We start from the raw sequence: 26,266 nt of genomic DNA on the forward strand, positions 1-26,266 counted from the left end.
TTATGTGGATACAATTACTCATCACTGGCTTACTCATAGCGGTTTTGCCATTAAGTCTGGTTTGGGTGTCAGCCGATCAAAATAAATATCGCAAGTTAATCGCTGTTACTTTATTTTTGACTTTTGATCTGATTATGTTTGGGGCGTTTACCAGACTCACTGATTCTGGCTTGGGTTGTCCTGATTGGCCGGGTTGTTATGGCGAGGCTAATCCATTTCAGTCGCATAGTGCAATTCAGGCTGCCCAAACGGCAATGCCGCATGGTCCTGTAACGGTCACTAAAGCCTGGATCGAGATGATCCATCGCTACCTTGCGATGAGTGTGGGTGTATTGATTCTGGCTCAGATGATTATCGCCTGGTGGCATCGTAAAAGTACAAAAAACTCGGTCTTCTTGCCTACGGTTTTATTCTTGATGGTTTGCGTGCAAGGTGCGTTTGGCGCCTGGACGGTGACACTTAAATTGCAGCCCATTATCGTGACCACACATTTGTTGTTGGCAATGGGCTTGCTCGCTATGCTGGCATACTTGAATGCACAACAAAGCCATGCCTTGCAAGCTGTATCGAGTGATAGCAATGCCAGTGTGATTAATGCAAGTATGAGCCCAATCATATTGCTAGCAACTGTTGCATTGATTTTCGTTGTGATGCAAATTGCTTTGGGAGGGTGGGTTAGTACTAACTACGCTGCACTAGCCTGTCAAGATTACCCTTTGTGTAATGGACAGCTAATACCTGACATGGATTTTAACCACGGATTCTCTCTGTGGCGCAAATTAGGCCAAACCATGGCAGGTGATTATTTACCGTTTCAGGCACTGGTTGCTGTACATTGGGTGCATAGGAATTTTGCTCTGCTGGTGATTGCGGTCGTTGCTTGGGTTGGATATAAAGCCAGTAAAACTAAGGGCTTGTCGTCCTTGGGGAAAAAGATATTGCTGGTGATCGCCATACAATTTTTGAGTGGTGTATCTACAGTCTATTTTTCCTGGCCGCTTTTTATTGCGGTTTTGCATAACGGTGGCGCTGCGCTGCTGTTGCTATTGCTGACCATGTTAAACTACCGCGCCAGGCATTTGAAAAACGTCTAAGTAATATATGCCTGAAATCGGCCTGACATCGTGTATGTCCTCTCTCTTTAGTTCAATATGACGTCACTTAGTATTCCCTCTAACCGATACGCCCAGTACTGGGCCTTGACCAAGCCGCGTGTGACGCAATTGGCCGTGTTTTGTGCGGTGATCGGTATGTTTCTGGCGACGCCTGATTTGCCTGACTGGCGCTTGGTGGTCGCGGCCACGATCGGGATCTGGTTGTTGGCTGGTGCTGCATTCGCCATTAATTGTCTGGTTGAACGTGAGATAGATTCTCGCATGGCGCGTACCGCTCGCCGCGCATCGGCACAGGGTGAAATCGGCCCGATGCAGATTTTGATTTTTTCTGGCGTGATCGGCGGCCTCGGTATGTGGGTTTTGTACGCACTCGTGAATCCGCTGACGATGTGGCTCACCTTCATTACCTTCGTCGGTTATGCCGTGATTTATACGATTATTCTGAAACCAGCCACGCCACAAAATATCGTGATTGGCGGATTATCCGGTGCGATGCCGCCAGCGCTGGGCTGGGCTGCGATTGCTAACGATGTTCCTATGCAGGCATGGCTGCTGGTATTGATTATCTTTGTCTGGACGCCACCACATTTCTGGGCTTTGGCGATGTACCGTCGCGATGATTACGCCAAATCAGGTTTACCGATGTTGCCGATTACGCATGGTTTAGAATTTACTCGTTTCCATATCTGGCTTTATACGATTGCTTTATTCGCTACCACGATGTTGCCTTACGCTGTGCATATGAGTGGTCTTATCTATCTTGCCAGCGCAGTGATTTTGGGTGCCATTTTCTTATGGTACGCATGGCGTATTTATCGTCACTATGACGATGCGTTAGCACGTAAAACTTTTACATTTTCGATCGTATATTTATCGTTGCTATTTGCGGCTTTATTGGTCGATCACTATATAAAATTATGACTACTATGCTGCGTTTAATCGGAATTATATTGGTGTTGTGTTTGTCTGCTTGCGATAAACCTGCACCTCAATTTATTAACACTGATTTGACGGGATTAGACTACGCCAAAGATTTTGCGCTAACAGATCACAATGGCAAAGCCCGCACTTTGGCTGACTTTAAAGGTAAAGCAGTAGCAATATTTTTTGGTTATACCCAGTGCCCCGATGTTTGCCCTACCACGATGGCAGAGATGGCTACGGTCATGAAGCAGCTTGGAAGTTCGTCCGATAAGGTGCAGGTCTTGTTTGTTACCATCGACCCTGAACGCGACACGCAAGCCTTGCTTGCTGCTTATGTTCCTAACTTTGATTCCCGGTTTTTAGGTTTGTATGGCGATGCTGCTGCGACTGCCAAAGTAGCAAAAGAATTTAAAGTGTTTTATCAAAAAGCACCGGGTTCGACGCCAAGTTCTTACACCATGGATCACACTGCTGGTACGTATGTGTTTGACCCCGAAGGACGGATTCGTTTATTTGTACGCAATGGGCAAAGCACCGATGCTATTGTCCATGATTTGAAAATATTACTTCAATAGGACTTACGCAAAACTGTCTCAGCTGCGTAAGTCCTGTTAATAAAAAAGGCGCTCAGTTCAGAACTGAGCGCCTTTTTACTGTTCCTTCTGTGCCGTTAGCTAATTAAGCAAAGCTCGCTAAAGCGCCTTTCATTTTCTTCAATGCTGCACTTTCAATCTGGCGAATACGTTCTGCTGATACGCCGTATTCGCTAGCTAATTCATGCAAAGTTGCGCCTGAGCCGTCATCGTTTTTTAACCAACGAGATTCAACGATGTGACGTGAACGTGCATCTAGTTTGGATAATGCTGTTTCCAAGCCTTCGCTTTGCAAACGATCCCGCTGACGTGACTCTAGTACACGAGTCGGCTCTTCAGATTCCGTTTTCAGGTACGCGATAGGTGCAAATTTATCATCTTCGTCATCGGTTGGTGCATCCAAAGCAATGTCGCGGCCTGACAAGCGCATTTCCATCTCGATGACTTCTTCACGCTTCACGTCCAGAATTTTTGCCAGAGCGTCTACCTGTTTTGGCGACATCGAATCCAAACCCTCTTTATGGCTGCGCAGATTAAAAAACAGTTTGCGCTGTGCTTTAGTCGTTGCTACTTTGACTAAGCGCCAGTTTTTCAGGATGTATTCATGCATTTCTGCCTTGATCCAATGCATCGCATAAGACACCAGGCGCACACCTTGATCTGGATCGAAGCGCTTAACGGCTTTCATCAAGCCGATATTGCCTTCCTGGATCAAGTCTGCATGCGGCAAACCATAACCTAAATAGCCGCGCGCGATAGACACTACCAGACGCAAGTGCGACATAACCAGTTGCTGTGCGGCACTCAGATCATTATTTTGTGTGAGACGTTTGGCAAGATCAATTTCTTGCTCATGCGTCAGCATAGGCAGACGGTTGACTGCCGAGATATAGGCGTCGATATTGCCCAGCGTGCCAGTAAAACCGAGTGCAAGCGCTGTGCTATCCGAAGTTGGCATCACAGATGTCGATGATTGATTCATTCTTCCTCCTTATTGCCGTCTATTTAGCGTAACTTTTGGGCTAAATCAGACATTTCAAGCCCTTATATTAGCACTCTCTTGAATTGAGTGCTAATACTCCAAATTTATATGCTTAAGCTAATTGATCGCTATTGATTTTTGATTGCTTATACGAAATAGCTATATTGATTTAGAGCAGGGAAACTTAGAAAAGTTGCAGCGGTTTTGCTTAAGTCTTGTTGAATTAAGGTTTAGCTAGCGCGTGCGAGTTGTCGGCGTACCGATAGAAAAGCACCAAACAGCCCGAGCACCACACTAGTTGCTAACAAGGCGAGGCTAGCCAACAATCCTAGCGGCACCAAGTGGAATTCCGATGCGTAGAGTTTGGCGAATTCTGCAATTGCCTGATTCAGCGGACGCAGAGACACTGCAATCAATGCCAATGCGGCGCAGCCAGCGAGCAATCCCAGTAGCGCGCCTGTGTAGTAATAGGGCCGGTGAATAAAGCTATTGGTCGCGCCAAGCAGACGGGCTATTGCAATTTCAGCCTGATGGGAGATCACTTGCAGACGCGTAGCGTTAAAAATCACCACGATCACCACCACGCTCAATGTAACCGCCAAAAATAGTAAGGATAATTGCAAAACTTGCACTAAAGCTGCCAGCCGTTTTACCCAAGCTGAATCAACTTGAACCACATCAACTCCTGGCAGACTTTTTAACTGTACTGTCAGAAACTCTACCCGGTTAGCATCTGAGTTGGATAGTGATAACACATAGGCGTCTGGCAGAGGATTGCCGCCCAAAGTCGATAAAACCTCTGCCAGGCTGGAGGTTTCTTCCATTGCCGCTAATGCTTTGTCCTTGGTCACAAAAGTGAGTTTGGCACTGACATTGGCATCTTTCAGTAGTTTTTTGATTGGCAGAGCTAATGCTATCGCGTCGGCGCGTGGTGTGTCTGGTGTCAAAAATACACTGATCTCTGGCTCAATCGAGAGCTGAGTTGAAATCGGGCGAATATTTTCGATCAGCGTTAATCCGGCAATCGGCAAAGCCAAAGCAATCGCGACCACTAGAACGTTAAATAAGAAATTGCCAGGGCTGGCGCGTAGATGAGCCAACGCACTTTTTAAGCCAAACAAATGCTGACGAAACCAGACGGTCATATAATTTTTTCCTGTTGCTTCAGACTTGAGGTGTTTCTTGAGATTGGATCAGTTTATGCCGCCATAGAGGATGATTGCCAGGAGTCACACAATTGCCCATGATTTAAATAAATCACTCGGCTGGCCTGATCTAAAAACTGTTCATCATGACTAGAGATAATACAAGTCACGCCGGCACTCTGGAAGGCTTTGAGCGCACTGATGACTTTGTTTGCATTGTCTCTGTCCAGAAAAGCGGTAGGTTCATCTGCCAGAATGATTTGCGGGCGATTGACAATTGCGCGGGCAGTGGCAACCCGTTGTTGCTCGCCGCCTGACAAGGCCAGGGGCATAGCATCCGCTTTATCTGCTAAGCCTACTTTTTCCAGGGCAGTGCGGGCACGGGTTTCTGCCTCGCTGGCAGAAGCGCTGACGACAATCAGCGGCAACATGACATTTGCCAGCACGCTACGGTCTAACAGCAAGCCTTTGTCCTGCAAAATCAGACCCAGTTTGCGGCGTAGATAAGGAATGCTGCCTGACTTTAGCTTGCCGATGTCTTGTCCGTTCACGCTGACGGTGCCGCTGCTAGGGCGTTCAATGCCTGCGATCATCTTCAACAGCGTTGATTTGCCCGCGCCTGAGGGGCCAGCTAAAAAAATCAATTCACCGGGTTTGATGGTGAGCGAAATATTGCGCAAAGCGACGGCGTCGCGTGAATATTCTTTAGAAACTTGCTGAAACTCTATCATCGGCAACATCCTTGATCTGGCTAAATAAATCAATGCAAATCAATGCAAATTGGTGAAATTAATTGAGCAGAGCATCCACAAATTCCTGAGCATTAAACGGTTGCAAGTCTTCAATCTGCTCGCCCACGCCGATGAAATAAACCGGTACCGGACGGGTTTTGGCAATCGCTGCTAATACGCCACCTTTGGCAGTACCATCGAGCTTGGTAATCACTAAGCCTGTCAGTGTGAGTGCATCATCAAATGCTTTTACCTGAGTTAAGGCATTTTGTCCGGTATTGCCATCAATGATCAATAAGACTTCTTGCGGTGCGCCATCCATGCCTTTGCCGATGACGCGCTTGATTTTTTTCAGCTCCTCCATCAAGTGCAACTGGGTCGGTAAACGACCTGCTGTATCCACCATCACAACGTCTATCCCTTTGGCACGGGCGGATGCGACTGCATCGAAGGCGACGGCCGCCGGGTCGCCAGATTCTTGCGAAATCACAGTGACGTTGTTGCGTTCGCCCCAAATCGTCAGTTGCTCACGTGCCGCTGCACGGAAAGTGTCACCCGCTGCGAGTAATACGGACTGTTGATTTTTCTGCAGATGTTTTGCTAGTTTGCCGATCGTAGTCGTTTTACCCGCGCCGTTGACGCCGCTAATCATCATCACCAAGGGTTGATGACGACCCAGCTCCAAAGGTTTTTGCAGCGGTGTCAGCAAATCTAAAAGCAAGGTCTTGAGGGCGAGTCTGACTTGCTCGGCCTCGGTTAATTTTTCTTCCTTGACCTTTTTCTTCAAACCATCCAACAAAAATTGCGTTGCTTCTACGCCGGCGTCGGAGGTCAGTAGTGCGGTTTCTAACTCTTCATATAAGTCATCGTCGATTTTTGCGCCGACAAATAGCGTGGTCAGGTTGGACGATGTTTTAGACAGTCCTGCTTTTAAACGACTGATCCAGGAGCGTTTTTCACTGACAGCTTCTGTGGCTTGATCGCTGCTGGCCAAAGATTCTGGCACAGTTAATGACGCGGTTGATGAGGCTGCTTCTGCGCTGGGTAGCGCTACTGTGGTTGGCAGCGAAGCAGGTTCTTCTTTGGGTTTTTTCTTGAAAAAGCTAAACATCGAGGTTTTAATAGGACAGAAGACGAACAGGTTAGAATGCAGCCATTCTAACAGAGCCCTATTGCCAGATTGACGAGCCTTGTGGTGCGCAGAGCTAATTTGTTGTCGATTGGCTGGTCTTGGGCGATCTTGAGGGAGTTTTGCTTACCTTACCTTACCTTACCTTACCTTACCTTACCTTACCTTACCTTATCTTATGCTGTTAAGCCTTAGCGCTAAATAAGCTTAGTTTTTTGGTGTAGTAACGCTCTTCTCGGTGCGTAATGTGGGTTGCATTTCATTAGTAGGATAGATACTCGTAGCTAGTATATTTGAGTTGTCCAAGCAATCGCTGGACAATAGAGCTGTTTCCCATAAAAAAATGGGGAGTATATTGATTTCTCTTCTATTGTTATAGTTTGTATTTTTAAGTAGGTTTTGTAATTCATGAATAAAATTGATTTCTTTTTCAAGCAGCTTAAAACTGCGCAACCTGACTCTCGTGCATGAAAGCTAAACCTAAAAAACCGACCACGCCCGCTGGTCCCAAGCGCGTTCCGCATCAGGTACGTATTATTGGCGGCCAGTGGAAGCGGACTTTGTTGCCCGTGATTGATGCCGAGGGTTTGCGCCCGACTCCTGATCGTGTCAGAGAAACTATTTTCAATTGGCTGGGACATTTGCTGGACGGCAGATGGCCAACCGTGCGCTGTCTTGATTTGTTTGCTGGCAGCGGCGCGCTGGGTTTTGAAGCCGCCAGTCGCGGTGCAGCTGCAGTCACAATGGTGGAATACCACACGCCCGCTTTTAAGCAGCTAGAGCAAGTCCAGCAAAAACTGGGCGCGCAGCAAATTGCCTTAGTTCGTGGCGATGCCTTGACGGTGGTGCAGTCGCTGGTAGCGCGCCAGCAACAATTTGATTTGATTTTTCTCGACCCGCCTTTTGCGCAAGGATTTTTAACCAAGATCGTGCCGCTGTGCGCCAAGTTGTTGGCGGCTGGTGGCTTGTTATATGTCGAAGCAGAAGCGGCCTTGCCAGAAGATCCTGCCGATCCGGCGTATCCAGAATGGTTGATTGATTGGAAACTGATTCGTGCAGATCAGGCAGGGAGTGTGTATTTCCACATACTGCAACGCAACATCTTGACACATGACATGCCCGAAATTCAGGCATAATGCCTTCTCAAATTGGTGCATAGACACAAAATCAGGGAGTAAAGATGGTCACAGCCGTATATCCAGGAACCTTTGATCCGCTCACGCGAGGTCACGAAGATCTGGTGCGTCGCGCCTCCGGTTTGTTTGAGACGCTGGTTGTTGGCGTTGCTGACAGCAAAAACAAAAAGCCTTTTTTCTCGCTGGATGAGCGTCTGCTGATCGCCAACGAAGTGCTGGGGCATTACCCAAATGTCCGGGTGGAGAGTTTTTCTGGTTTACTCAAAGATTTTGTCCGCAAGAACGACGCCCGGGTGATTGTGCGTGGCTTGCGGGCTGTGTCTGATTTTGAATATGAATTTCAAATGGCCGGTATGAATCGCTATTTGTTGCCGGATGTTGAAACCCTGTTTTTGACGCCATCAGACCAATACCAGTTTATCTCCGGCACCATCGTGCGCGAGATCGCTATGCTGGGCGGGGATGTGTCGAAATTTGTATTCCCGTCGGTGGATAAATGGCTGCAAACTAAAGTACTTGAGCAGGCGGAAAAAGCGGCACAAATCGAACTGGCTGAATTAGCCGAGTTAGCAAAAAAAACTTCAGTGTAATCGCAAGATGCTGCAAGCCCTTGCAGCAGGAGATAGTAAAAGTATGGCCTTACTGATTACGGACGATTGCATCAATTGTGATGTATGTGAACCCGAATGCCCCAATGATGCAATTTATATGGGGCCGGAGATTTATGAAATCGATCCGAATAAATGTACGGAATGTGTAGGGCATTACAACGAGCCACAATGCCAGCAAGTGTGTCCGGTAAGCTGCATTCCGTTTAATCCCGATTGGCGCGAAACGCCAGAGCAATTGCAAGCCAAGTATGAACGTCTTCAGGCAGGGCTTAAGCCTGCATAAGTTTATCTGGCGCGAATTAATCAAGCTAGTGACTGTAGTAAGCCTAGCACTTTGCAACTGGCAAGCACTTCGCAATCATTTACCACGCGCCCAACATCAATCCGCCTGACACACCCGGTTACGACCTTGATTCTTCGCTCTGAATAAAGCCTGATCTGCTGCCTGTAATAAATCACGCGCAACATTCTCAATCTTGCCTTCATTATTGGCGACAGCCAACGTTGACACGCCGATAGAAATCGTCGCCTGACAAGTACCGATGGCACCGGTCAGTGCAAACGTTTTACCTGCAATACTTTTGCGTATCCGTTCTGCCACAATCAGGCCGTCTTGCGCGCTGGCATTGACTAGCAGCGCGACAAATTCCTCCCCGCCAAAACGCCCCATGGTATCGCTCAGACGCAGTTCTGCCTTGATACGGTTACTGACTTCAATCAAGACATCATCGCCCCCCTGGTGGCCGTAACGGTCATTAATTTTTTTAAAGAAATCGATATCCAGATACATGCAGACAATGCTGTATTGCTGACGACGGGCGCGCCCGATTTCTTCCAGCATGCGCTGTTCTACATAGCGGCGGTTGCTGACATTGGTGAGCGGATCGGTTAAGCCTATGTGTGTCAGCCGTTCGTTATTGATCACGTTCTCAAGACAGATGGCAATGATGGAGGCCAGATGCTCGATAAAATCGGTCGCCATGGTAGGGCTAAACCGTGCTTCTTCAAAGCTACCTAAATTCAGATAGCCTAATAATTTTTGTTGCCGTATTAAGGGCACCACCGCAACGCTTTTGGGTTTGCGCGCACAGGTTGAAAACATCTTGCCGTGTGTCGCCGGATCATAAATCCCTAAGACTGGTTTGAACAATTGCTCGCCATGGATGCGCAAATCCAGCTCGTTTTGTACAAAAAATAAGGAGGGGAATTCTTCAGAAGTGATCTTCAGATCCAGCATGATCTGCTGCAGATTTTTTTGATAGTCCAGCAAGCCTAGCGTGACAATATCCAGTTCTGACATCTTGGCCAATGCACTAAAAATATTTTCGATTAACTCACGAAAGCTACTGGCGCCGATCAGCTTTAAATCGAAGCTCTGATGCCGCGACATAATATTTTGGTTACGGTGCGCTTGTTCTAACAGGTTTTCTAATTGAGTACGCAAGGCAAAATTCTCTGCACGCAGCTGGTTAACCACATCGGCAAACACATCGGCAATCACATCGGATTGTCCGGCAGATGACACGGCGACTTTCTCCATAATGCCTTTCGTTTGCGCGCAGCTTGGGTCAATATTTTCGGTAGTTAGAATGCTATCTGAATATCTAACGCATCACCAACATATAGTGTTTGACCGCAACCTTTTGTCACAATTACGTTCATCCCGAATGTGATCCCGCCATCCAGCAGAGGATTGGCGCGATAGGTTTGCAAAATATCCACCGGATCAGGTCCGGGTTCTCCGGTGGCTTGATCTACGGCGGGGATTGTGCAACGAGTGCACGGCTTTACCGGCTTGAGCTGGATCTGGCGCTCATGATTGGTGAGATCCAAACTACTCGCATAGTCCTCTTCAAACGCGGCTATCTCAGCAAGTACGATATTCGGGCGGAAGCGATCCATAGGAATCGCCTCACGACCTTGCAAGAGTAACTTTTGGTTCAGATCATCGAGCGATGCAGTAGAGGTCAGCAACAGCGGAAAGCCATCTGAAAACAGCGTGCCGACCTCCTGATCGCCGGTCCATTTTTGGCTGGCTAAACGTCGGCCAGTAGGATCAAAACGCACCAGGCGACAAGCGGTCCCCAAGAACTGACTCAACCAGGCCGCAGCCTTATCGCCACAATCAAAAGCAGCGACCAGATCATCCCAGACTTGTACTTGCCAAGATACTGCTGGTGCTAGCTCAGCCAGGCTAAGCGCCATTGGCAATGCTGGCATATCAGGCGCAAGCAGCATTAAATGATCGCCCTCTATCGTTGGGCGTATCAATGCCATGCGAGGGTGGCTGCGCTGGCTTAAAAATAGCCCGGCCGGATCAACCACCATCCACTCACGATCACGAATCAGGCTTGCGCCGATCTGCTGTGATAAGCCAGACTCGCTGACCGTCGCCGACCGTAAGCGGATACCAGCGCAAGATTTAATCGGGTACAGCGTCAATTCAGTAATCGTAGGCATGGTGGTTAACACTCACAAGTCAAAATTTATATCAAAATTTATAAGGAGATACATCGTCGGAATAATCAGGTTTTACAGGAAAATTTAATATACTCCCCCTCATTTTTATAAAATATGCCGCTTTGTCCAGGTAACGATTGGACAATTAATAATACTGTGGGAGGGTATTATTAATCATAGGTTTTGATCGCGATAAAGGAACGGACAAATTCAATCGCAATGCCTGCTACATGAGCAGCCACGTAAGCAGCCACATACCCCGCTACATTAAGCTACTACATTAACCCGTTACTTACCTTGAAACGCTTGCCGGTAAGCCGATGGCGAGAGATTAAATTCCCTCGCAAAATAGCGTCGCAATAACAGCGCGGAGCCAAAGCCGGTATCCACCGCGATGTCATCAATCGAGCGCTTACTCGATTCTAGCTGACGTTGCGCCTGTGCCAGTCGCTGATTGAGCAGCCATTTACCGACGGTGGTCCCAGTTAGCTGCTGGAAATGGCGCGTAAAACTGCGTCGGCTCATCAAGGCTTTTTCTGCCAGCTGATCCAGATGTTGTGGCTCCGCAAGATGTCGTAGCATCCATTCCAGCACTTTAGATAAACGGTCATCGCTGGCAAGAGTAGGCACAGGTTGCTCAATATATTGCGCTTGTCCGCCTTGACGATGTGGCGCCACCACAAGACGCCGGGCGACATGCGCTGCAATCTCCGCACCATACTGAGAGCGCAGCACATGCAAGCAGCAATCAATCCCCGCCGCCGTACCCGCCGAAGTAATCACATCCCCATGGTCAACATACAAGACATTGGAATCGAGGTGTACTTGTGGAAAACGCTGTAAAAATTCTTTCGCAACTGCCCAATGAGTCGTTGCCATCCTCTGATCAAGCAAGCCCGCTTCCGCCACCACAAACGCACCCAGACATAAACCAATAATCCGCACACCAGCCCGATGCGCTTTACGCAAAACACTCAGCAGTGCAGCCGGTGCAGGTCGCAAATCGGTATGCCATGACGGGATCACTATCATATCCGCCCGTGCTAAGGCAGATAAACCATGATTCGTGTTGATCGAAAAACCAGCACTTGTCGTCACCACATGCTTGCCAGCCTTCGCCGCGAAGGCACACACTTTCAGCTTAAACGCAGGTAATTTAAATTCGCCATGCTGCTCGCCGAACACAAGGCAAGGGACTGATAAATGAAACGGACTAATGCCATCAAATGCCAGTACAACCACCGTGACAGTATTCGTCACGGTATTAGAGGGGAGTTGATTCTGGGATTGAATCGGAGTTTCAATAAGCATGGCCTGATTGTATCGAATATTGGCAATCGGGTCACTTCTTAATCTGGACGATATGTCTGAAAATAACAGCACAAACGCAATCGCTGTTTGCCATATCACTTTATCCGGAGAGCTTTATTATGACTACGCCCATATCCATTCCGACCACACCGAAGCGCGCATTGATAGTGACCGATGTACAGAACGAATATTTTACGGGCAACATGCGGATCGAATATCCAGATCCGCAAATGTCCCTGCATCATATTGGTCTTGCGATGGACGCAGCCAAGGCGGCAGGTATCCCGATTTTGGTAGTACAACATTCCGCGCCCGAAAACTCCCCCATCTTTGCGCGCGACTCTGCCAATTGGGAGTTACATGCAACGGTCAAAAGTCGCCCTCATGATCATTTGATCGAAAAGTCCATGGCCAGTATTTTTGTCGGTACGGATGCCAAACAATGGCTGGAAAAAAATCAAATTGATACCCTGACGATCGTTGGTTACATGACGCACAACTGCAATGCCAGCACCATTTATCAAGCGGCACATGATGCTTATCAAGTCGAAATTTTGTCCGACGCGACCGGCGCTTTACCCTACGAAAACAGCGCAGGATACGCCAGCGCAGAAGAAATCCACCGCGCTTTCAATGTCGTATTCCAATCTAACTTCGGCGCAGTGACCAGCACTGCAGAATGGATCAAGGTAATCAATGTAGGCGGTGTGCTGGAGAAGAGTAACGTGTTGGTGTCGCACTTGGCCGGGCGGGCGCATCCATCTGCTTGAGTTGTATCGGGCTTGCAAAGCGCTAATAAAGCGCTAACGTAAGGCGAATGACGTGAATAAAAAAGCGTCACTTGTTTGTACAAGCAACGCTTTTTTAGAGCTCTCAGCACTGAGGGCGAGAATAGCTGGAATAGTGCTTACATTAAAGCCAAAAGAGAACCACCAAATTTTATTGTCTTGCGAGAGAATAAAAATTCTCTTGGGCTAAATATATTTTAGATAATATAATTATTAATTTTTAAACATTTGAAATTCTTACAAGGGTTGAGAAATTTTTAGTCTTGATATTTAGTAACTCATAGGGAAAATAAATATAGATGTTAGGTACAAGTTTAATTGGCGGCCATTCAATATGGAAGGCTATGGTTTTATTATATTTAGGATTGAGTATCTGCTCTATAGGCATCGCACTCAAAACTCAATCATCTCCTGCCAGTCATTTGCGCGACCAAGTCTTTTCATGGTGGAGAATTTTTCCAGTTATTTCCATAAGTTTATTATTCTATCCTTATGCACCTCTATTATTAATATTGGTAATTTGTTGCTTGGCGTTTCGCGAACTTATTTCTCATCATAACGGGCAGAAAAAATATTTTTTGTTTGCTTATGTTGGTGGTTTTACCTTAATAATTAGTTCGAGTTACTTTTCTTCGGATAACGTATTTCTTCAAATACCAATACTGCTCTTGGTTCATTTTTTATTTTTTTGGTTTCGACGTACGGCTAATCAATTATTGTTACTAATGTTTTTGGTTAATTGTTATGGGGTTAGCTTTCTGATTCGTCTCCAGCAGTTACATTTTGACGAGCGTGTCAATCTGACATGGTTATTCTACTTGTTAACAATGACCGCACTTAACGATGTGGCTCAATTTGTAATCGGTAAAAGTTTTGGTAAGCAAAAAATCGCTAGTCGCATCAGCCCAAATAAAACATGGCAAGGATTAGCAGGAGGCGTAATGGTAAGTTTGATTGTTTCCGCTTTATTGGGAAGCTATTTACATCTTGCAACTGTTGAGTATCTGCTTGTCGTCGGGTTGCTACTCTCTATTGGTGGATTCGCTGGTGATCTTATGTTTTCTGCAGCAAAACGATTTCTTGGCATTAAAGATTTCTCACAATTGATCCCTGGGCATGGTGGAATTTTGGACCGAGTCGATAGTTTGGTCGTTACTGCTCCTTTACTTTATTTTGTAAATCACATTTCTTATACTGGATCTTAAAAAATGACAATAACGTCTATGTACTCTTGGATCAATGAAGAGTCAGGATTTAATAGTGTCGATCAAACGCGTATTTTTTATCGCTATTGGCAACCTAAGATCACACGAACAGAAGGTGAGCAAAGGGCATTGATATTTTTGCATAGAGGTCATGAGCATTCTGGGCGGATTAAGGAGTTGGTAGAGCAATTCGGTTGCCAACGAGACTGGGCTTTTGCTTGGGATGCGCGTGGCCATGGGTATTCGCCTGGCGAACGAGGTGATGCACCAAGCTTTGAAATCTTGGTTCAAGATTTCAATGCTTTTATCTTGCATATCCAGGAAACTTATCAGATAGCGCCAGAGAACATGTTAATCGTAGCAAATAGCGTAGGAGCCGTAATTGCTGCTACTTGGTTGCACGACTATGCTCCTCGAGTGCGCGGAGTGATCATGGCCGCAGCCGCATTTAAAATCAAACTGTACGTACCTTTTGCAAAAGCTGGTTTGCGTTTCGCTACCTGTTTCAGGCCAGATTTGTTCGTCACAAGTTACATTCGCTCGTCAATGCTTACTCACTCACGAAAACAGGCTGATAACTATGATCAAGATCCACTGATCGCAAAAACTATATCAGCACGTGTTTTACTAGGCTTGGCCGATACTGCAAAGCGTATCGTGCTTAGTGCTACAGCAATTGATGTACCAATACTTATGTTGGTAGCTGATAAAGACTATGTGGTAGAGCAGACGCCGCAGCTGCAATTTTTTGAACGTTTGTCCTCACAACTAAAACGTTATGTGGTCATCAAAGATTGTTTCCATGCAATATTTTACGAACAGCAAGTGCGACAAGCAATTGATGCATCTCGTCAATTTATTGATGATTGTTTCGCTCGTGTCCCAGTACAGGTTGGACACTACGCTGGAGCTGACACTTTGAGTGCAAGTGCTCAAGAATATCAGGCTTTACGAAGGGGTAAGTTAGGCAATTTTTTTTCCAGAGGTTTTTATGATATTCAACGTTTCATGTTGGGTTTTATGGGGCCGTTGAGTGATGGGATGAAGATTGGGTTAGAGCATGGTTTTGACTCAGGCGCATCTTTGGATTACGTATACCGAAACCAAGCGAAAGGTAAGCTATTGTTAGGTAAGTCTATCGATCGCGGATATTTAGATGCAATAGGCTGGCGCGGTATCCGGCAAAGAAAAGTACATATGCAGCAGTTATTGTCGACTTTAATTGATCAGCACTCTAAAGACAGACCCTTACGTATTGTTGATATTGCTGCTGGCAGTGGCCGTTATGTACTAGAAACCATAAAGCGTTTTCAAGGTAGAAATATTGAAGTCACTTTACGTGATTTCTTGCCGGAAAATTTAGAAAATGCCAAGCAACTGGCCACCGATTTACAATTAAACACACCAATTGAATACCAATGTCGAGATGCATTTTCTCCTGATAGTTATGTAACACCGGAAGAGCAGTATGACATTGTGATTATCTCAGGTTTATATGAGCTGTTCAGTGAAAATGCATTGATCATAAAATCTTTGCAAGGCATCCAAAAACAATTGAGAGTTGGAGGTCATGTCATCTATACCGGGCAGCCTTGGCATCCGCAATTATTGATGATTGCCAAAACGTTGAAAAATCATAAAGGCTCCCCTTGGATCATGCGTCCACGTCCTCAGATTGAAATGGATTCCTTAGTCGCGGGAATCGGTTGTCGAAAAATTCAAACACAAATCGGTATTGCTGGAATTTTTACGGTATCAGTTGCACGGTTTGACGGTGTTGTTGAAGTGCCTGTTGCAAACGGTTAAAAATTGTCACGATCAGCAAAAATAGTACGATACTTAATAAACTGTTTATCCAGATTGGCGCTAGTTTGATATCTATGAAAACTGCAATTAAGCTAAAGCAAAATGCGCGATCGCTTTTCCCCATTGGCCCGTCAAATCTACGGGGTTGTCCTATGAGAACCGCGATGACGCCCGCGAATTCAGTTAGCAACGCGGCGACGACGACTAAAATTACCAAAGGTGCAAACATTCCAAACAGTAAAGCAAACGGCAGATACAGCGCTACGTCAGAAACCTGATCGCAAATTTCGTTTAGCAATGCACCTAGTGCAGTTTTTTGTCCGCTTACGTTTGCGAGCATTCCATCTATTGCGTTAAGCGCCATACGAAGTAGCATAAAGAAGGGAAATGCAATCCACAAAGCAGGATTATTTGGAAAAATTACTAGTGACATACCGAACAAAACGGATAGGCTCATTGTCAAAAGAGTTATTTGATTCGGTGAGATACGTCGATTTATCAAAGTTTTTAAAAATGGCGCGAGAAGGCGTTGAAATTGTGGCTTGAGTTGATAAATCGAGAGTTTCATTGTTGCCTTTTTAGATTTGACTCGGAGATCATACTATTGGCCAAAAATATACATCGGCTATAGCCCATAGCGCAATGTAAGTAAACGGAGTGACCTTGCGCAATTTCGCTATTGATAATTTTAGTGATGTCTTCGATCACTTTCGATTCAGGAATCATTAAATCCAATAACGGAAAATGTAAGTAATTCAGCCGGCGCAAGCTATTCGTTTCACTTAGTTCCGGAGAGAGATCTACCACACTAAAAATATTTGGTAATAAGTCGGCTTGCTTTTGATTTAAACGACGGCCAATCCACAACTGGTCAGAGAACTGAATAAAAGCGGGGTTTTTTCGCTCAATATACTGTACTGCCAACCAAGTAAGCCGGTAACCAATAAGGTAAGGGGCGTACAGCAACCAGGTTACCAATGGATGCCGCCCATTTTTTTTGCGTAGGAAAAAACGATTTCTGCGGAAATAGGCTGTGCCAACTAAAAGCAAACTCAGACATAGGTAGAGCGCAATCCAGTTGCGACCGATCACTACTCCGATCAAAAATACTATGCATGCTGCCATCGCATAATAAAAGGCAACAGGTGTTTCGGCACTATTTCCTTTTATTACTCGTAGCACTATTAGCGCAAGGAACAATCCGCCAAGCAAATCTAATATATGGTGTTGATAAATGAAAACTGTTGAAACTGCTACCAAGAAGAGACAAGCTGCCAACAAAAATTGATGAACTGTATATTTGTAGCTGCTCTGTAACGAATGCCAAAAAATAAGACAGTAGGCAACATGCAATGACGGCAGTTGATTGTAAGGTTTATCGACGAGCGACAAAAAATGGAATAAAAATGCGAAGTGCGGCGACGTTATTTCGGGTTTGGTGAAGCCAAATCGTAGTGGGTAAAAGACGAAAAAAAAAGTCGCACATATAGTAGTGAGTTGAAGACGTTGACTTAATAAGCGTAGTTCACCAATCGTTTTTACTTGTACAAAACTCCATAGAAAAAATATACCAGAACTTAAATAAGGGATGATCATCCATTCCAAAAATGGAATGTTTGTCTCAAATGAAATTTTGATATTGCGGGAAATATTTTCTTGATAGGCATAAAAATTACTAGCTTGATAGCAAAGTAAAAATGCCAATGCATTCGCTAGAAAATGACACCATCTTTGTGACCGTGTTGCGGATTTTAGCGTTGCTATCAATTGAAAACCTTATTTGATTTATTGTTGTTCGTTGATTCTAATACTAGGGCAGACGGCGATAGAGTCATACATTAAATATGCATTTACGGGCAATTTTTTAAGCAATTAACTATTTCGTGTCTGGCAAAAAGGCTGTCACAAATTTTTCAAAAAATTATCTTTTCATGCGATCACATTTAAATCAACACGCCAATCGACCAAGGGTTCTAAATTAAAACGATCAGCGCACAATGATTAGTATAAATATTGCATGAATTAAATGATTCGACGAAAGATATCGGGAAAAGACATGAAGCTAATGATTATCGGTGCGACCAGTGGTATCGGTTGGGCTTTGGCAGAATACTATCTGCAAACGGGGTATGAAGTAGCCATCTGCGGACGTGATTTAGACAAAATGACACAGCAGACCTCGTATTTAAAACTGAAATGCTATCAGTTGGATATTGCAGATATGGTGGCGATTGAAAATGCAATCGATGATTTTGGTGATGGCAGACTGGATATGCTGATAGTGGCGGCCGGATTTTATTTCAACACTAGACATCAAGAATTGGATGCTGCTACGACCTTGAGAATGTTGCAAACAAACGTGTCCGGTTTAAGTCACGCATTTGAGCTAGCAGCAAAAAAAATGTTATTACAACAATCTGGACATTTGGTCGGTATTTCGTCAGTCGCCGGGCTATTAAAAGACTATCCCGGGGCATCTTTGTATAGCGCCAGCAAACGGTCTGTATTAAGTCTTTGCGATACGTATCGAATCGCATTAGCACCATTTTCAATTGCAGTTACTGCAATCGTCCCTGGCTATGTGAACACAGCCAAATTGCGAGAATTAAATAATGGCGATGCAAGCAGAAAACCATTTGTTTTGTCAGAAAAGCAAGCTGTAGAGCGCATCGTTAATGCAATACAGTTGCGCCGGGCGATCTGTGTATTCCCATGGCAAATGCGCTGGCTAATTAGGTTTTGTAATTTTTTACCCAAACGCCTGCTTAATTTAAGACGATAGTTTTTTGGTCGCTCAACGAAAAGTAATGGTGTTATTCCTCGGAGCACGAGACTGTTGAATTGAAATTTTTACTCATTTTTGTATTCGATCTTTTTGTGGATGCTTATGACATTATATGAAATATCATGCAATAAAAAAGCCGCGAATTATCGCGGCTTTCATTATGATTTTCAGATTTCTTTGGATTTATCTTAATTTCATGAAGTCACCTGAAACAAGCATAGCAATTTAGACGTTAAACAAGAAGTTCAGCACATCACCATCCTTAACCACATATTCCTTACCTTCAGCGCGCATCTTGCCTGCGTCTTTTGCGCCAGCTTCACCTTTAAAGTTGATGAAGTCATCAAACGCAATAGTTTGTGCGCGGATAAAGCCGCGTTCGAAATCGGTGTGGATCACGCCTGCGGCTTGTGGTGCGGTGTCGCCGACGTGGATGGTCCAGGCGCGTACTTCTTTGACGCCAGCGGTGAAATAAGTTTGCAGACCCAGCAATTTGAATGCGGCACGGATCAGGCGATCCAGGCCCGGTTCTTCCATCCCCATATCGTTTAAGAAATCGGTTTTATCGGCGTCATCCAGATCGGCAATTTCTGCTTCGATCGATGCACAAATGGCGACGATAGGTGCGTTTTGTGATTGGGCGTAGGCAGTCAGTTGATCCAGTAAGGGATTGTCTTTAAAACCGGTATCGGATACGTTAGCGACGTACATCGCTGGCTTAGCAGTGATCAGGCAAAGTGGCTTGATTAACAGCATTTCTTCTGCATCTAGGCCTAATGCGCGCACTGGTTTGGCGTCGTTCAGCGCGGGCATGATGCGCTCTAATATAGCGACCAGTTTGGCGGCGTCTTTGTCGCCGGAGCGGGCTTTTTTGTTTTCGCGGTGGATGGCTTTTTCTACCGAACTCATATCGGCCAATGCCAATTCAGTCTGGATGACTTCGATATCGTCTAGCGGGCTGACCTTGCCTGCGACGTGGATCACATTGTCATCTACAAAGCAGCGCACGACGTTGACGATAGCATCGGTTTCGCGGATGTGGGCGAGGAACTGATTACCCAAGCCTTCGCCTTTAGAGGCACCGGCAACCAGGCCAGCGATATCGACAAACTCAACAATCGCGTTTTGGATACGTTCTGGTTTAACGATGGCGGCTAATTGCGCCAGACGCGGATCGGGTACCTCTACCATGCCGACGTTGGGTTCGATCGTGCAGAAAGGATAGTTTTCTGCCGGGATGCCTGCTTTGGTCAGTGCATTAAAAAGAGTAGATTTGCCGACGTTAGGCAGGCCGACGATGCCGCATTTGAGACTCATGATATTTTACCGAAGAGGTGAGATGTGATTAGATTAGCCCGCTATTTTACCGGAACATCGGCTTATTCAGGCGGTTTTGACGCTGAGGATGGAGTTCGTCTGAATTGGTGAGCGGATATTCTTTCAGCTTGGCGTGGGTTTTTATGACGCCCGAAAAAAATTGCTACAATTTACTTGGTATTTTTGAAATTAAACTCATATATTTTAGATGCGCCTAGCAATCATGCTGGTCGTCAATTATTTTAGGGAGAATCCTTTGACTAAATTGTTAATCACTTTAGGTTTGGCGTGTGCTTTTACATTGCCGTTGTCAGCGCAGGCTCAGGTTGCGGTGCAAGCAAATCCAAATCAAGTCGCCTTACTGGCAAGCCCTGACGCCCAGGTTGCGGCAAATAAGCGCCTAGTGTATGACTTCTGGCGTGAGGTATTTGAGGGTGGACATATGGACTTGGCAGACAAATATCTGACCGAATCGTATATTCAGCATAATCCGAATGTGCCCTCAGGACGCGCTGCGTTTATCGATTTTTTCTCTAAATTTACTAAACCATCCCCGATTGCTGCGCAGATTAAAGCACCGCTTGTGTCCATCGTTGGCGATGGCGATATGGTCGTTCTTAGTTTTGTCCGTCAGTATGACGATCCCAAAGATGCCACCAAAAAATATACCACGACCTGGTTTGACATGTTCCGTATTCAGGACGGCAAAATTGCCGAACACTGGGATAGCGCTTTGAAAAAATAAGTTTGTCGTGTCTTGTTTAGCGCTTATTTAAATAATTAATTAGACGAGATATGGCCGCTGTTTAACGTTTTCAACTTACGTTCTTAACTTAATAAACAGCGGCGATTTTGATTTGGTGGCTTTGATTAAGCGAGCGCAGTATTTTTCTTCAAATACCTAGTCGAGACGCGATGCAAATAGATTACCAGCGAGACGGCAGCAATCGTTAAACCAACGACTAGCGATATCCAGAAACCGCTGGCAGCCATTGGTTCTGCTGGCCGCAGCGGGAACCACTCAGGTGCCAAACCGAGTATGCAACCGAGTGGAATACAGACACCCCAGAACGCTGTCAGATGGATCAGCATCGGCGTGCGGGTGATTTTGTAACCTCGTATTGCGGATGATGCGGCGACCTGAGCACCATCGGATAACTGGAAGATCGCTGCCAGCAGCAATAGCTTGACCGTCACCTGCTGGACGGCGACATCGCTGGTGTACGCCGCTGCGATTTCTTGCCTGAACAGGGTGATCATCAACGCCGATATCACCGCAAATCCCAGCGATAAACCTACGCCTACCCAAGAAGAAAAACGGGCACGTTGCGTGTCATTTTCCCCCATCGCCTGACCGACACGTGTTACCGAGGCAATACCAAAACTCAGCGGCACCATAAATACTAAGGACGAAAAATTTAAGGCAATTTGATGTGCCGATACCGTGACTACACCAAAGCGTGCCACCAGTAAGCCGATCACACAAAATGCACTGACTTCCGCAAAATAGGTCACCCCGATGGGCAAGCCCATGCGCAGCATCTTGCGTATCTCTGGCCAGTGTGCAGGTTCTCTATGTGTGAACGGGTAAGTTGATTGATAGGCCGGTGCTTTTTTAATCCATAAGACCATGGCTCCCAACATCAGCCACATACCGACGCCAGTCGCTACGGCACAGCCTGTTGCGCCCAATTTTGGTAAGCCCCAATGGCCATAAATCAGCAACCAGTTAATACACACATTAAAAGCCAATCCAAATAGCGCGATCACCATCACCGGCTTGGTCTGGTTCAGGCTGGCGGTATAGCCATAGAGCGCGCGGTAACAGGCAAAAGGCGGCAAGCCAATACTGATCACATGCACAAATTGCGCGGCTTTATCCCGTACGCTATCTTCCAGATAAATATGATCGAATACCACGGTGGACAGATTGAGCAAGACATATCCCACCAGACCCACGCCCAGGCCCATCCACAAGGACTGGCGGACGATATGCGGGATTTTATGATGCGCATTAGCCCCGACCTCATGCGCCACAATCGCATTGATCGCCATCATCACACCCATCACGGTGACCAGCACCATCGCCCACAAAGATGCACCCAGCGCGACAGCGGCCAGATCATTGGCACTGGCATGCCCCGTCATCGCCACATCGGCGACACCCATGCCGACAGTAGCGAGTTGACCTATCAGGACGGGCCAGGCGAGTTGCCACATGGCGCGGGATTCAGTGAGGATTTTTGTTTTCATAATCAGCAGTGCAGGCGAGTGTGAGTCGCAAAATAGAGTGCGAATGGCATCTTAGTTCATTTTTTATAAAAAGAGGACTTATGCAAAGCCGCCCCAGCTGCGTTGTCGCTCTCGTTAGTACTAAGGAAGTACGGTCTTCATCGCCGCGCCTTGCCTGGATAATGTTATGTAAGCCCTGAAAAAGTATCTTAGCGAAATATCTTAGCTTGATACCAAACGTTAAATAACAGCCTCAACGCTAGCGGTCATGCGCTTTTTCTGACGCGGGATTAATAACATACTCCCCTTATCTTTATAGAAATATGCCGTATTGTCCTATAAAAAATTGGACGATTTAAATATACTCAATATGAGTATATTAAAAATGGTCAATATTTAGATCGACGGTCAATAAGAAATAATGAGTTTTGCAGAATCATGGTTTAACTGCTGACTTTCTGTATAGATAGTTAATCTGGGACTGAAGCCCGGACATACTTTTGCACTGAATCTCGGGCTCAAACTCGATGTTTATGGCAAACTCAGACTCTTTGTTTAATCTCAGATCACCAATATCTCAATCACTTATGCCCACGATTCAATACCGTTTACTGAATGTTTTTGCCGAGACCAGCTTTGGTGGCAATCCTCTTGCCGTGATCGAAGATGGCAGCGCACTGACTGATGCAGAGATGCAGCTGATTGCCAGACAATTCAATTTATCGGAAACGACTTTTCTATTGCCATCGGACCAGGCTGCAGCACGCATACGGATATTTACACCCACGTATGAGATGGCGTTTGCCGGACATCCGACCTTGGGGTCTGCTCAGGTAGTCAGTGATTTATTAGGCGCAGGTAAGCAATTTAAAATAGAAATGCAGGCGGGCCTGATACCGGTTTGGGCAGACAATGACCGCTGGACTCTAGCTGCCAATCCTCCCAAATACCGGGCTATGCAAGCAAGCACAAGCGAGCTGGCAGCAATGTTGAACTTACCTGCCGAGGCGATTTCTGGCCCAGTTGTGTGGGTCGATTGTGGCACTGAGCAACCAATGATTCCGCTGACCAACGCAGAATACGTACAGGCTTGCCGCCCCGATGCAGCGCTAATGGCAAGGTTTAGTAAAAATTTGAACGGACAAGCCAAAACCTATGTGTTTGCCAGTACCGGCGCAGGATTTGAGGCAAGGTATTTTTGGATGACAGGTGACAGCAGTGTCAACGAAGACCCGGGCACCGGTTCTGCTTGCGCCAACCTTGGCGGATGGTGGTTAGCGACCAATGGCAGCGAGCCGCTCGATGTCATTATTCACCAGGCCAGAAGTATCAACCGCCCCAGCTTACTCAGCTTGAAAGTTGATCAAGGGCATATTCAAGTTGGTGGCCGAGTGATTCAGATCGGTGGCGGTAGCTTAAGTTGGTAGAGATGGTGGGGACGCATTTTTACCTTTGCCTACTTAATTACTACTCTCTCAGCAGCCGTTAGCTTTCCACATAGCACCAATTTTGAGTGTTCCGGTTATTTGCTTAGGCTGTATGACTATCGGGCTATGTGGCGTTTTATGCTAGCTTGATAAAATATCAGTTAGCTTTTATTTATATACTCCCAATTTTTTTAAATAAAATTGCTATGACTGCCCATAATTAATTGGAGGATAAAAAAATACATGGGGGTAGTATATGAATTTCTCCTTCAATAATTTGATCAATCGTTGCAATCCGCAATCGTTATTTCCATTCAAACGCCTGTATTTATAATCCAAACTCTCCTTGACATCTCCAATCAGTGCTACTAAAGTGATATCACTTTGATGTCATTCAAACGGAGATAATATGAACACAGCAAGTAAAGTTGTCGGTGGCAAGTCATTGATGCATGAACGCATTCATTCCTCGCCAGATGGTTATCTGATGGTGGCCGTCGGTTTGTTTTTGATCGTGGCGGGTGGTTATTGGGCCTGGTCTGGTTTCAATGCGTTGGAGCCAGTGGTACTGCCGATTTTTGGTAAATTGCTGATCAGCATATTGGGTGCGTTTTTATTGTCGGGCTTGTACATGCTGCAACCGAATGAGGCGGCCTTGTTGTCTTTGTTTGGTAAGTACATCGGCACCGATCGCAGCGCGGGTTTGCGTTGGGCCAATCCTTTGTATTCGGTACGCAAAGTCAGTTTGCGGGCTCGCACTTTAAATTCGCCAACTTTGAAGGTGAATGATAAGCGCGGCAATCCGGTGGAGATTGGTGCGGCGATTGTCTGGCGCGTACAAGATACGGCGCTGGCCTTATTCAATATCGATGACTTCGAGCGCTTTGTGAATGTGCAGGCCGAAACCGCGATCCGTCATCTCGCATCGCAATATGCGTATGACGAGGGCGATGATCTGGCGGAGCACGAGACTACCTTGCGTGCTGGTTTAGATGAGGTGACTAAAGCCTTACGACAAGAGTTACATACCCGGTTTGAAGTCGCGGGGATTGATGTGGAAGATGCCAAGCTCACGCATCTGGCCTATGCACCAGAGATCGCGCAAGTCATGCTGCGCAGACAGCAAGCCGATGCGATTATCAGTGCGCGTAAAAAGATCGTACATGGTGCGGTGACGATGGTAGAAGAAGCGCTCAAGGGTTTGTCTGAACGCAAGATCGTCGAGCTAGATGATGAGCGCAAAGCTGCAATGGTAAGCAATTTGCTGGTCGTGCTTTGCTCGGATAAAGAGACGCAGCCGATTATTAATACCGGTACGCTTTACAATTGAGTCTGCCGGTTTGAAGTTGTGTTCCTGATGAATATTGTTGAGGGGTTGATATGCATCCATTGTTGATGATCTTCGGTGTCTTAGTCGCCTCCGTTTTGGCACTGATTTTATGCTTCTTTGGGTTGTCATTTTTAGGTCGTTGGTTTGGTCAGGATAAAGTCGAGCGATTTGCCAAGTTCCGTCTGCAAGGTCCTTTTGTGCCAGTCACGCCTGCCGTAGCCAGTGCGCACGATGCAACATCAGGTGTGCGCGATCAACCTCCAGTACCTTAATCTAGCAAAATGAAGTCGCTTAACGAAGTAGTCAAACAAAGTAGCTAAATAAGTTTGCCAGCTAGTCAGAATCAAAAAAAAATTGTTGAGGAAAATGTTGTGAACGAAATTAAATACCAACAAAGCCAATGGATGAAAGTCCTCTGGATCATGCTGCCTTTAGTGACCCTAATCATGATGGCAGTTAAAACCATGGGGCTTGATCCAGTCGCGCGTTTGCGCGCGCTGCTGACGATTGCTGCGATCAATTTTATGGTGCTGGGTTTGCTGGGACGATTGACAGTCAAAATAGACAATACCCATTTGCGCTGGTATTTCGGCTTATTTGGCTGGCCCGCATGGAAGTTAGCGCTGACTGATATCCGTCAGATAGAGCAATGTGAATCACGCTGGATAGAAGGCTGGGGTATTCGCTTTACCAAAGAGGGCATGCTCTACAACGCCGCCGGAAAAGGCGCGGTGCGCATTACCAAAGCAGATGGCTCCAGCCTGAGGTTAGGTTCTGCCGAACCTGAGGTGTTGTGTGCCGCTTTGAACAACGCGCTGGCAAATTATGCCAATAAGCTTATTAAATAAGCTTAGTAACTAAGCTTACCAAGTAAGTTCGCCAGTTAAGTTCACCAATTAAGTCGCTCACTCAGGTAGATCAGAAACATCATGGCCAGCCCCGGGAAAAAATCTTTCTTGTTACGCATCGATCCTGCACTTTGGGCAGAGATCGAGCGTATGGCCGCGCAAGAACTTCGGAGTAGTAATGCGCAAGTGGAGTATTTACTGAGAGACGCTTTAAGCCAGCGTGGCCGCAAGGTCGATATTGAATCTGTTAGCCAGAATGACGTAAAAACTGAGTGAGCATCGTAGTGATAGCTTAGGACTAACAATCAAAAATATTTGATCGCAGAGGCACAGAGAAAAACAATTCTTATTAGGACTCACGCAAAAACCAAAACCTCTCACCACAGAGAAC

27 protein-coding genes are annotated in these 26,266 nt (G+C 46.1%); 16 read left to right on the forward strand and 11 right to left on the reverse strand.

What is annotated here, in order from left to right; all coding sequences use genetic code 11:
- Positions 1-2 precede the first annotated feature (2 nt).
- From AAKU64_RS12175 to AAKU64_RS12185, 3 genes are read left to right on the forward strand one after another with little or no spacing between them, the layout of a single operon-like run.
- Entirely contained in the window at positions 3-1,094 is a 1,092-nt protein-coding gene (locus tag AAKU64_RS12175; RefSeq protein ID WP_354328983.1) for a COX15/CtaA family protein, read from the forward strand.
- A 57-nt stretch (positions 1,095-1,151) separates the two neighbouring features.
- Positions 1,152-2,036, forward strand: a complete 885-nt coding sequence (cyoE, locus tag AAKU64_RS12180) for a heme o synthase (protein WP_322121000.1) — start codon at positions 1,152-1,154, stop codon at positions 2,034-2,036.
- Positions 2,033-2,614 (forward strand): SCO family protein, encoded by a 582-nt coding sequence (locus tag AAKU64_RS12185; protein ID WP_503012566.1) that lies wholly within the window; start codon positions 2,033-2,035, stop codon positions 2,612-2,614. Before cyoE ends, AAKU64_RS12185 begins: the two co-directional genes overlap by 4 nt.
- 103 nt (positions 2,615-2,717) lie before the next feature.
- Here AAKU64_RS12185 and rpoH read toward each other — a convergent pair whose 3' ends face one another.
- From rpoH to ftsY, 4 genes are all read right to left on the reverse strand, one after another.
- The gene (rpoH, locus tag AAKU64_RS12190) at positions 2,718-3,614 is read right to left on the reverse strand and encodes an RNA polymerase sigma factor RpoH (protein ID WP_322121002.1); all 897 of its coding nucleotides are present in this window, start codon (positions 3,612-3,614) and stop codon (positions 2,718-2,720) included.
- Positions 3,615-3,844: 230 nt separating this feature from the next.
- On the reverse strand, positions 3,845-4,759 hold the full coding sequence (locus tag AAKU64_RS12195) for a cell division protein FtsX (RefSeq protein WP_322121003.1): 915 nt from the start codon (positions 4,757-4,759) through the stop codon (positions 3,845-3,847).
- Between the two features lie 53 nt (positions 4,760-4,812).
- Entirely contained in the window at positions 4,813-5,490 is a 678-nt protein-coding gene (locus AAKU64_RS12200) for a cell division ATP-binding protein FtsE (RefSeq protein WP_354362188.1), read from the reverse strand.
- A gap of 58 nt (positions 5,491-5,548) precedes the next feature.
- On the reverse strand, positions 5,549-6,601 hold the full coding sequence (ftsY, locus tag AAKU64_RS12205; RefSeq protein ID WP_354328988.1) for a signal recognition particle-docking protein FtsY: 1,053 nt from the start codon (positions 6,599-6,601) through the stop codon (positions 5,549-5,551).
- Between the two features lie 485 nt (positions 6,602-7,086).
- Here ftsY and rsmD point away from each other — a divergent pair, with 485 nt between their 5' ends.
- Genes rsmD through AAKU64_RS12220 form a run of 3 tightly spaced genes read left to right on the forward strand, consistent with a single transcriptional unit; the run spans position 7,087 to position 8,649 of the window.
- Complete coding sequence (gene rsmD / locus AAKU64_RS12210; protein WP_354328990.1) at positions 7,087-7,755, forward strand: 16S rRNA (guanine(966)-N(2))-methyltransferase RsmD; 669 nt, start codon at positions 7,087-7,089, stop codon at positions 7,753-7,755.
- Positions 7,756-7,799: 44 nt separating this feature from the next.
- The gene (gene coaD / locus AAKU64_RS12215) at positions 7,800-8,345 is read left to right on the forward strand and encodes a pantetheine-phosphate adenylyltransferase (RefSeq protein ID WP_322121007.1); all 546 of its coding nucleotides are present in this window, start codon (positions 7,800-7,802) and stop codon (positions 8,343-8,345) included.
- Between the two features lie 43 nt (positions 8,346-8,388).
- Complete coding sequence (locus tag AAKU64_RS12220) at positions 8,389-8,649, forward strand: YfhL family 4Fe-4S dicluster ferredoxin (protein ID WP_322121008.1); 261 nt, start codon at positions 8,389-8,391, stop codon at positions 8,647-8,649.
- 96 nt (positions 8,650-8,745) lie between these two features.
- Here the strand turns inward: AAKU64_RS12220 and AAKU64_RS12225 are convergent, their stop codons facing one another.
- The 3 genes from AAKU64_RS12225 to AAKU64_RS12235 form a co-directional block, all read right to left on the reverse strand.
- Positions 8,746-9,906: a DUF484 family protein gene (locus AAKU64_RS12225; protein WP_354328992.1), complete on the reverse strand. Its 1,161-nt coding sequence runs from the start codon at positions 9,904-9,906 to the stop codon at positions 8,746-8,748.
- 44 nt (positions 9,907-9,950) lie between these two features.
- Positions 9,951-10,826, reverse strand: a complete 876-nt coding sequence (locus tag AAKU64_RS12230; RefSeq protein WP_354328994.1) for an MOSC domain-containing protein — start codon at positions 10,824-10,826, stop codon at positions 9,951-9,953.
- Between the two features lie 288 nt (positions 10,827-11,114).
- Positions 11,115-12,086, reverse strand: a complete 972-nt coding sequence (locus AAKU64_RS12235) for a GlxA family transcriptional regulator (RefSeq protein ID WP_354328996.1) — start codon at positions 12,084-12,086, stop codon at positions 11,115-11,117.
- A gap of 170 nt (positions 12,087-12,256) precedes the next feature.
- Here AAKU64_RS12235 and AAKU64_RS12240 point away from each other — a divergent pair, with 170 nt between their 5' ends.
- The 3 genes from AAKU64_RS12240 (at position 12,257) to AAKU64_RS12250 (ending at position 15,936) form a co-directional block, all read left to right on the forward strand.
- A complete protein-coding gene (locus tag AAKU64_RS12240; RefSeq protein WP_354362189.1) occupies positions 12,257-12,907 on the forward strand; it encodes a cysteine hydrolase family protein in 651 nt (216 codons plus the stop codon).
- Positions 12,908-13,224: 317 nt separating this feature from the next.
- Entirely contained in the window at positions 13,225-14,130 is a 906-nt protein-coding gene (locus AAKU64_RS12245) for a phosphatidate cytidylyltransferase (protein ID WP_354329000.1), read from the forward strand.
- 3 nt (positions 14,131-14,133) lie between these two features.
- Positions 14,134-15,936, forward strand: coding sequence for a bifunctional alpha/beta hydrolase/class I SAM-dependent methyltransferase (locus tag AAKU64_RS12250; protein WP_354362190.1), 1,803 nt, complete (start codon positions 14,134-14,136; stop codon positions 15,934-15,936).
- Here the strand turns inward: AAKU64_RS12250 and AAKU64_RS12255 are convergent.
- Positions 15,878-16,504 carry a CDP-alcohol phosphatidyltransferase family protein gene (locus tag AAKU64_RS12255; RefSeq protein WP_354329004.1) on the reverse strand — a complete coding sequence of 209 codons (627 nt, stop codon included), beginning with the start codon at positions 16,502-16,504 and terminating at the stop codon, positions 15,878-15,880. The genes AAKU64_RS12250 and AAKU64_RS12255 overlap by 59 nt on opposite strands.
- The gene (locus tag AAKU64_RS12260) at positions 16,501-17,640 is read right to left on the reverse strand and encodes a phosphatase domain-containing putative toxin (protein WP_354329006.1); all 1,140 of its coding nucleotides are present in this window, start codon (positions 17,638-17,640) and stop codon (positions 16,501-16,503) included. Before AAKU64_RS12260 ends, AAKU64_RS12255 begins: the two co-directional genes overlap by 4 nt.
- 352 nt (positions 17,641-17,992) lie before the next feature.
- On the opposite strand from AAKU64_RS12260, the gene AAKU64_RS12265 reads away from it, so the two are divergent.
- Complete coding sequence (locus tag AAKU64_RS12265) at positions 17,993-18,718, forward strand: SDR family NAD(P)-dependent oxidoreductase (RefSeq protein WP_354329008.1); 726 nt, start codon at positions 17,993-17,995, stop codon at positions 18,716-18,718.
- Between the two features lie 228 nt (positions 18,719-18,946).
- Here the strand turns inward: AAKU64_RS12265 and ychF are convergent, their stop codons facing one another.
- On the reverse strand, positions 18,947-20,038 hold the full coding sequence (ychF, locus tag AAKU64_RS12270) for a redox-regulated ATPase YchF (RefSeq protein ID WP_322121013.1): 1,092 nt from the start codon (positions 20,036-20,038) through the stop codon (positions 18,947-18,949).
- 256 nt (positions 20,039-20,294) lie between these two features.
- On the opposite strand from ychF, the gene AAKU64_RS12275 reads away from it, so the two are divergent.
- Complete coding sequence (locus AAKU64_RS12275) at positions 20,295-20,783, forward strand: nuclear transport factor 2 family protein (RefSeq protein WP_354362191.1); 489 nt, start codon at positions 20,295-20,297, stop codon at positions 20,781-20,783.
- A 125-nt stretch (positions 20,784-20,908) separates the two neighbouring features.
- Here AAKU64_RS12275 and AAKU64_RS12280 read toward each other — a convergent pair whose 3' ends face one another.
- The gene (locus AAKU64_RS12280; RefSeq protein WP_354329012.1) at positions 20,909-22,291 is read right to left on the reverse strand and encodes an MATE family efflux transporter; all 1,383 of its coding nucleotides are present in this window, start codon (positions 22,289-22,291) and stop codon (positions 20,909-20,911) included.
- A 566-nt stretch (positions 22,292-22,857) separates the two neighbouring features.
- On the opposite strand from AAKU64_RS12280, the gene AAKU64_RS12285 reads away from it, so the two are divergent.
- The 5 genes from AAKU64_RS12285 to AAKU64_RS12305 all read left to right on the forward strand — a co-directional run bounded on the left by AAKU64_RS12285 (position 22,858) and on the right by AAKU64_RS12305 (position 26,151).
- The gene (locus AAKU64_RS12285) at positions 22,858-23,697 is read left to right on the forward strand and encodes a PhzF family phenazine biosynthesis protein (protein WP_354329014.1); all 840 of its coding nucleotides are present in this window, start codon (positions 22,858-22,860) and stop codon (positions 23,695-23,697) included.
- Positions 23,698-24,106: 409 nt separating this feature from the next.
- On the forward strand, positions 24,107-25,027 hold the full coding sequence (locus AAKU64_RS12290; RefSeq protein ID WP_322121018.1) for an SPFH domain-containing protein: 921 nt from the start codon (positions 24,107-24,109) through the stop codon (positions 25,025-25,027).
- 50 nt (positions 25,028-25,077) lie between these two features.
- The gene (locus tag AAKU64_RS12295) at positions 25,078-25,299 is read left to right on the forward strand and encodes a hypothetical protein (protein WP_354362192.1); all 222 of its coding nucleotides are present in this window, start codon (positions 25,078-25,080) and stop codon (positions 25,297-25,299) included.
- Positions 25,300-25,398: 99 nt separating this feature from the next.
- Entirely contained in the window at positions 25,399-25,875 is a 477-nt protein-coding gene (locus AAKU64_RS12300; RefSeq protein WP_354362193.1) for a hypothetical protein, read from the forward strand.
- Positions 25,876-25,956: 81 nt separating this feature from the next.
- Entirely contained in the window at positions 25,957-26,151 is a 195-nt protein-coding gene (locus AAKU64_RS12305; protein ID WP_354329020.1) for a type II toxin-antitoxin system antitoxin, read from the forward strand.
- Positions 26,152-26,266: the final 115 nt, after the last annotated feature.

Origin of the sequence: Undibacterium sp. GrIS 1.8, from assembly GCF_040544445.1 — a bacterium.
In the GTDB taxonomy this organism is placed as follows: Bacteria; Pseudomonadota; Gammaproteobacteria; order Burkholderiales; family Burkholderiaceae_D; genus Undibacterium.

What these genes read in the sequence shown, in the direction of transcription:
- AAKU64_RS12175 (WP_354328983.1), top strand. Translation starts at nt 3, where the DNA reads ATGTGGATACAATTACTCATCACTGGCTTACTCATAGCGGTTTTGCCA.
- cyoE (WP_322121000.1), top strand. Translation starts at nt 1,152, where the DNA reads ATGACGTCACTTAGTATTCCCTCTAACCGATACGCCCAGTACTGGGCC.
- AAKU64_RS12185 (WP_503012566.1), top strand. Translation starts at nt 2,033, where the DNA reads ATGACTACTATGCTGCGTTTAATCGGAATTATATTGGTGTTGTGTTTG.
- rpoH (WP_322121002.1), bottom strand. Translation starts at nt 3,614, where the DNA reads ATGAATCAATCATCGACATCTGTGATGCCAACTTCGGATAGCACAGCG.
- AAKU64_RS12195 (WP_322121003.1), bottom strand. Translation starts at nt 4,759, where the DNA reads ATGACCGTCTGGTTTCGTCAGCATTTGTTTGGCTTAAAAAGTGCGTTG.
- AAKU64_RS12200 (WP_354362188.1), bottom strand. Translation starts at nt 5,490, where the DNA reads ATGATAGAGTTTCAGCAAGTTTCTAAAGAATATTCACGCGACGCCGTC.
- ftsY (WP_354328988.1), bottom strand. Translation starts at nt 6,601, where the DNA reads ATGTTTAGCTTTTTCAAGAAAAAACCCAAAGAAGAACCTGCTTCGCTG.
- rsmD (WP_354328990.1), top strand. Translation starts at nt 7,087, where the DNA reads ATGAAAGCTAAACCTAAAAAACCGACCACGCCCGCTGGTCCCAAGCGC.
- coaD (WP_322121007.1), top strand. Translation starts at nt 7,800, where the DNA reads ATGGTCACAGCCGTATATCCAGGAACCTTTGATCCGCTCACGCGAGGT.
- AAKU64_RS12220 (WP_322121008.1), top strand. Translation starts at nt 8,389, where the DNA reads ATGGCCTTACTGATTACGGACGATTGCATCAATTGTGATGTATGTGAA.
- AAKU64_RS12225 (WP_354328992.1), bottom strand. Translation starts at nt 9,906, where the DNA reads ATGGAGAAAGTCGCCGTGTCATCTGCCGGACAATCCGATGTGATTGCC.
- AAKU64_RS12230 (WP_354328994.1), bottom strand. Translation starts at nt 10,826, where the DNA reads ATGCCTACGATTACTGAATTGACGCTGTACCCGATTAAATCTTGCGCT.
- AAKU64_RS12240 (WP_354362189.1), top strand. Translation starts at nt 12,257, where the DNA reads ATGACTACGCCCATATCCATTCCGACCACACCGAAGCGCGCATTGATA.
- AAKU64_RS12245 (WP_354329000.1), top strand. Translation starts at nt 13,225, where the DNA reads ATGTTAGGTACAAGTTTAATTGGCGGCCATTCAATATGGAAGGCTATG.
- AAKU64_RS12250 (WP_354362190.1), top strand. Translation starts at nt 14,134, where the DNA reads ATGACAATAACGTCTATGTACTCTTGGATCAATGAAGAGTCAGGATTT.
- AAKU64_RS12255 (WP_354329004.1), bottom strand. Translation starts at nt 16,504, where the DNA reads ATGAAACTCTCGATTTATCAACTCAAGCCACAATTTCAACGCCTTCTC.
- AAKU64_RS12265 (WP_354329008.1), top strand. Translation starts at nt 17,993, where the DNA reads ATGAAGCTAATGATTATCGGTGCGACCAGTGGTATCGGTTGGGCTTTG.
- ychF (WP_322121013.1), bottom strand. Translation starts at nt 20,038, where the DNA reads ATGAGTCTCAAATGCGGCATCGTCGGCCTGCCTAACGTCGGCAAATCT.
- AAKU64_RS12280 (WP_354329012.1), bottom strand. Translation starts at nt 22,291, where the DNA reads ATGAAAACAAAAATCCTCACTGAATCCCGCGCCATGTGGCAACTCGCC.
- AAKU64_RS12285 (WP_354329014.1), top strand. Translation starts at nt 22,858, where the DNA reads ATGCCCACGATTCAATACCGTTTACTGAATGTTTTTGCCGAGACCAGC.
- AAKU64_RS12290 (WP_322121018.1), top strand. Translation starts at nt 24,107, where the DNA reads ATGAACACAGCAAGTAAAGTTGTCGGTGGCAAGTCATTGATGCATGAA.
- AAKU64_RS12295 (WP_354362192.1), top strand. Translation starts at nt 25,078, where the DNA reads ATGCATCCATTGTTGATGATCTTCGGTGTCTTAGTCGCCTCCGTTTTG.
- AAKU64_RS12305 (WP_354329020.1), top strand. Translation starts at nt 25,957, where the DNA reads ATGGCCAGCCCCGGGAAAAAATCTTTCTTGTTACGCATCGATCCTGCA.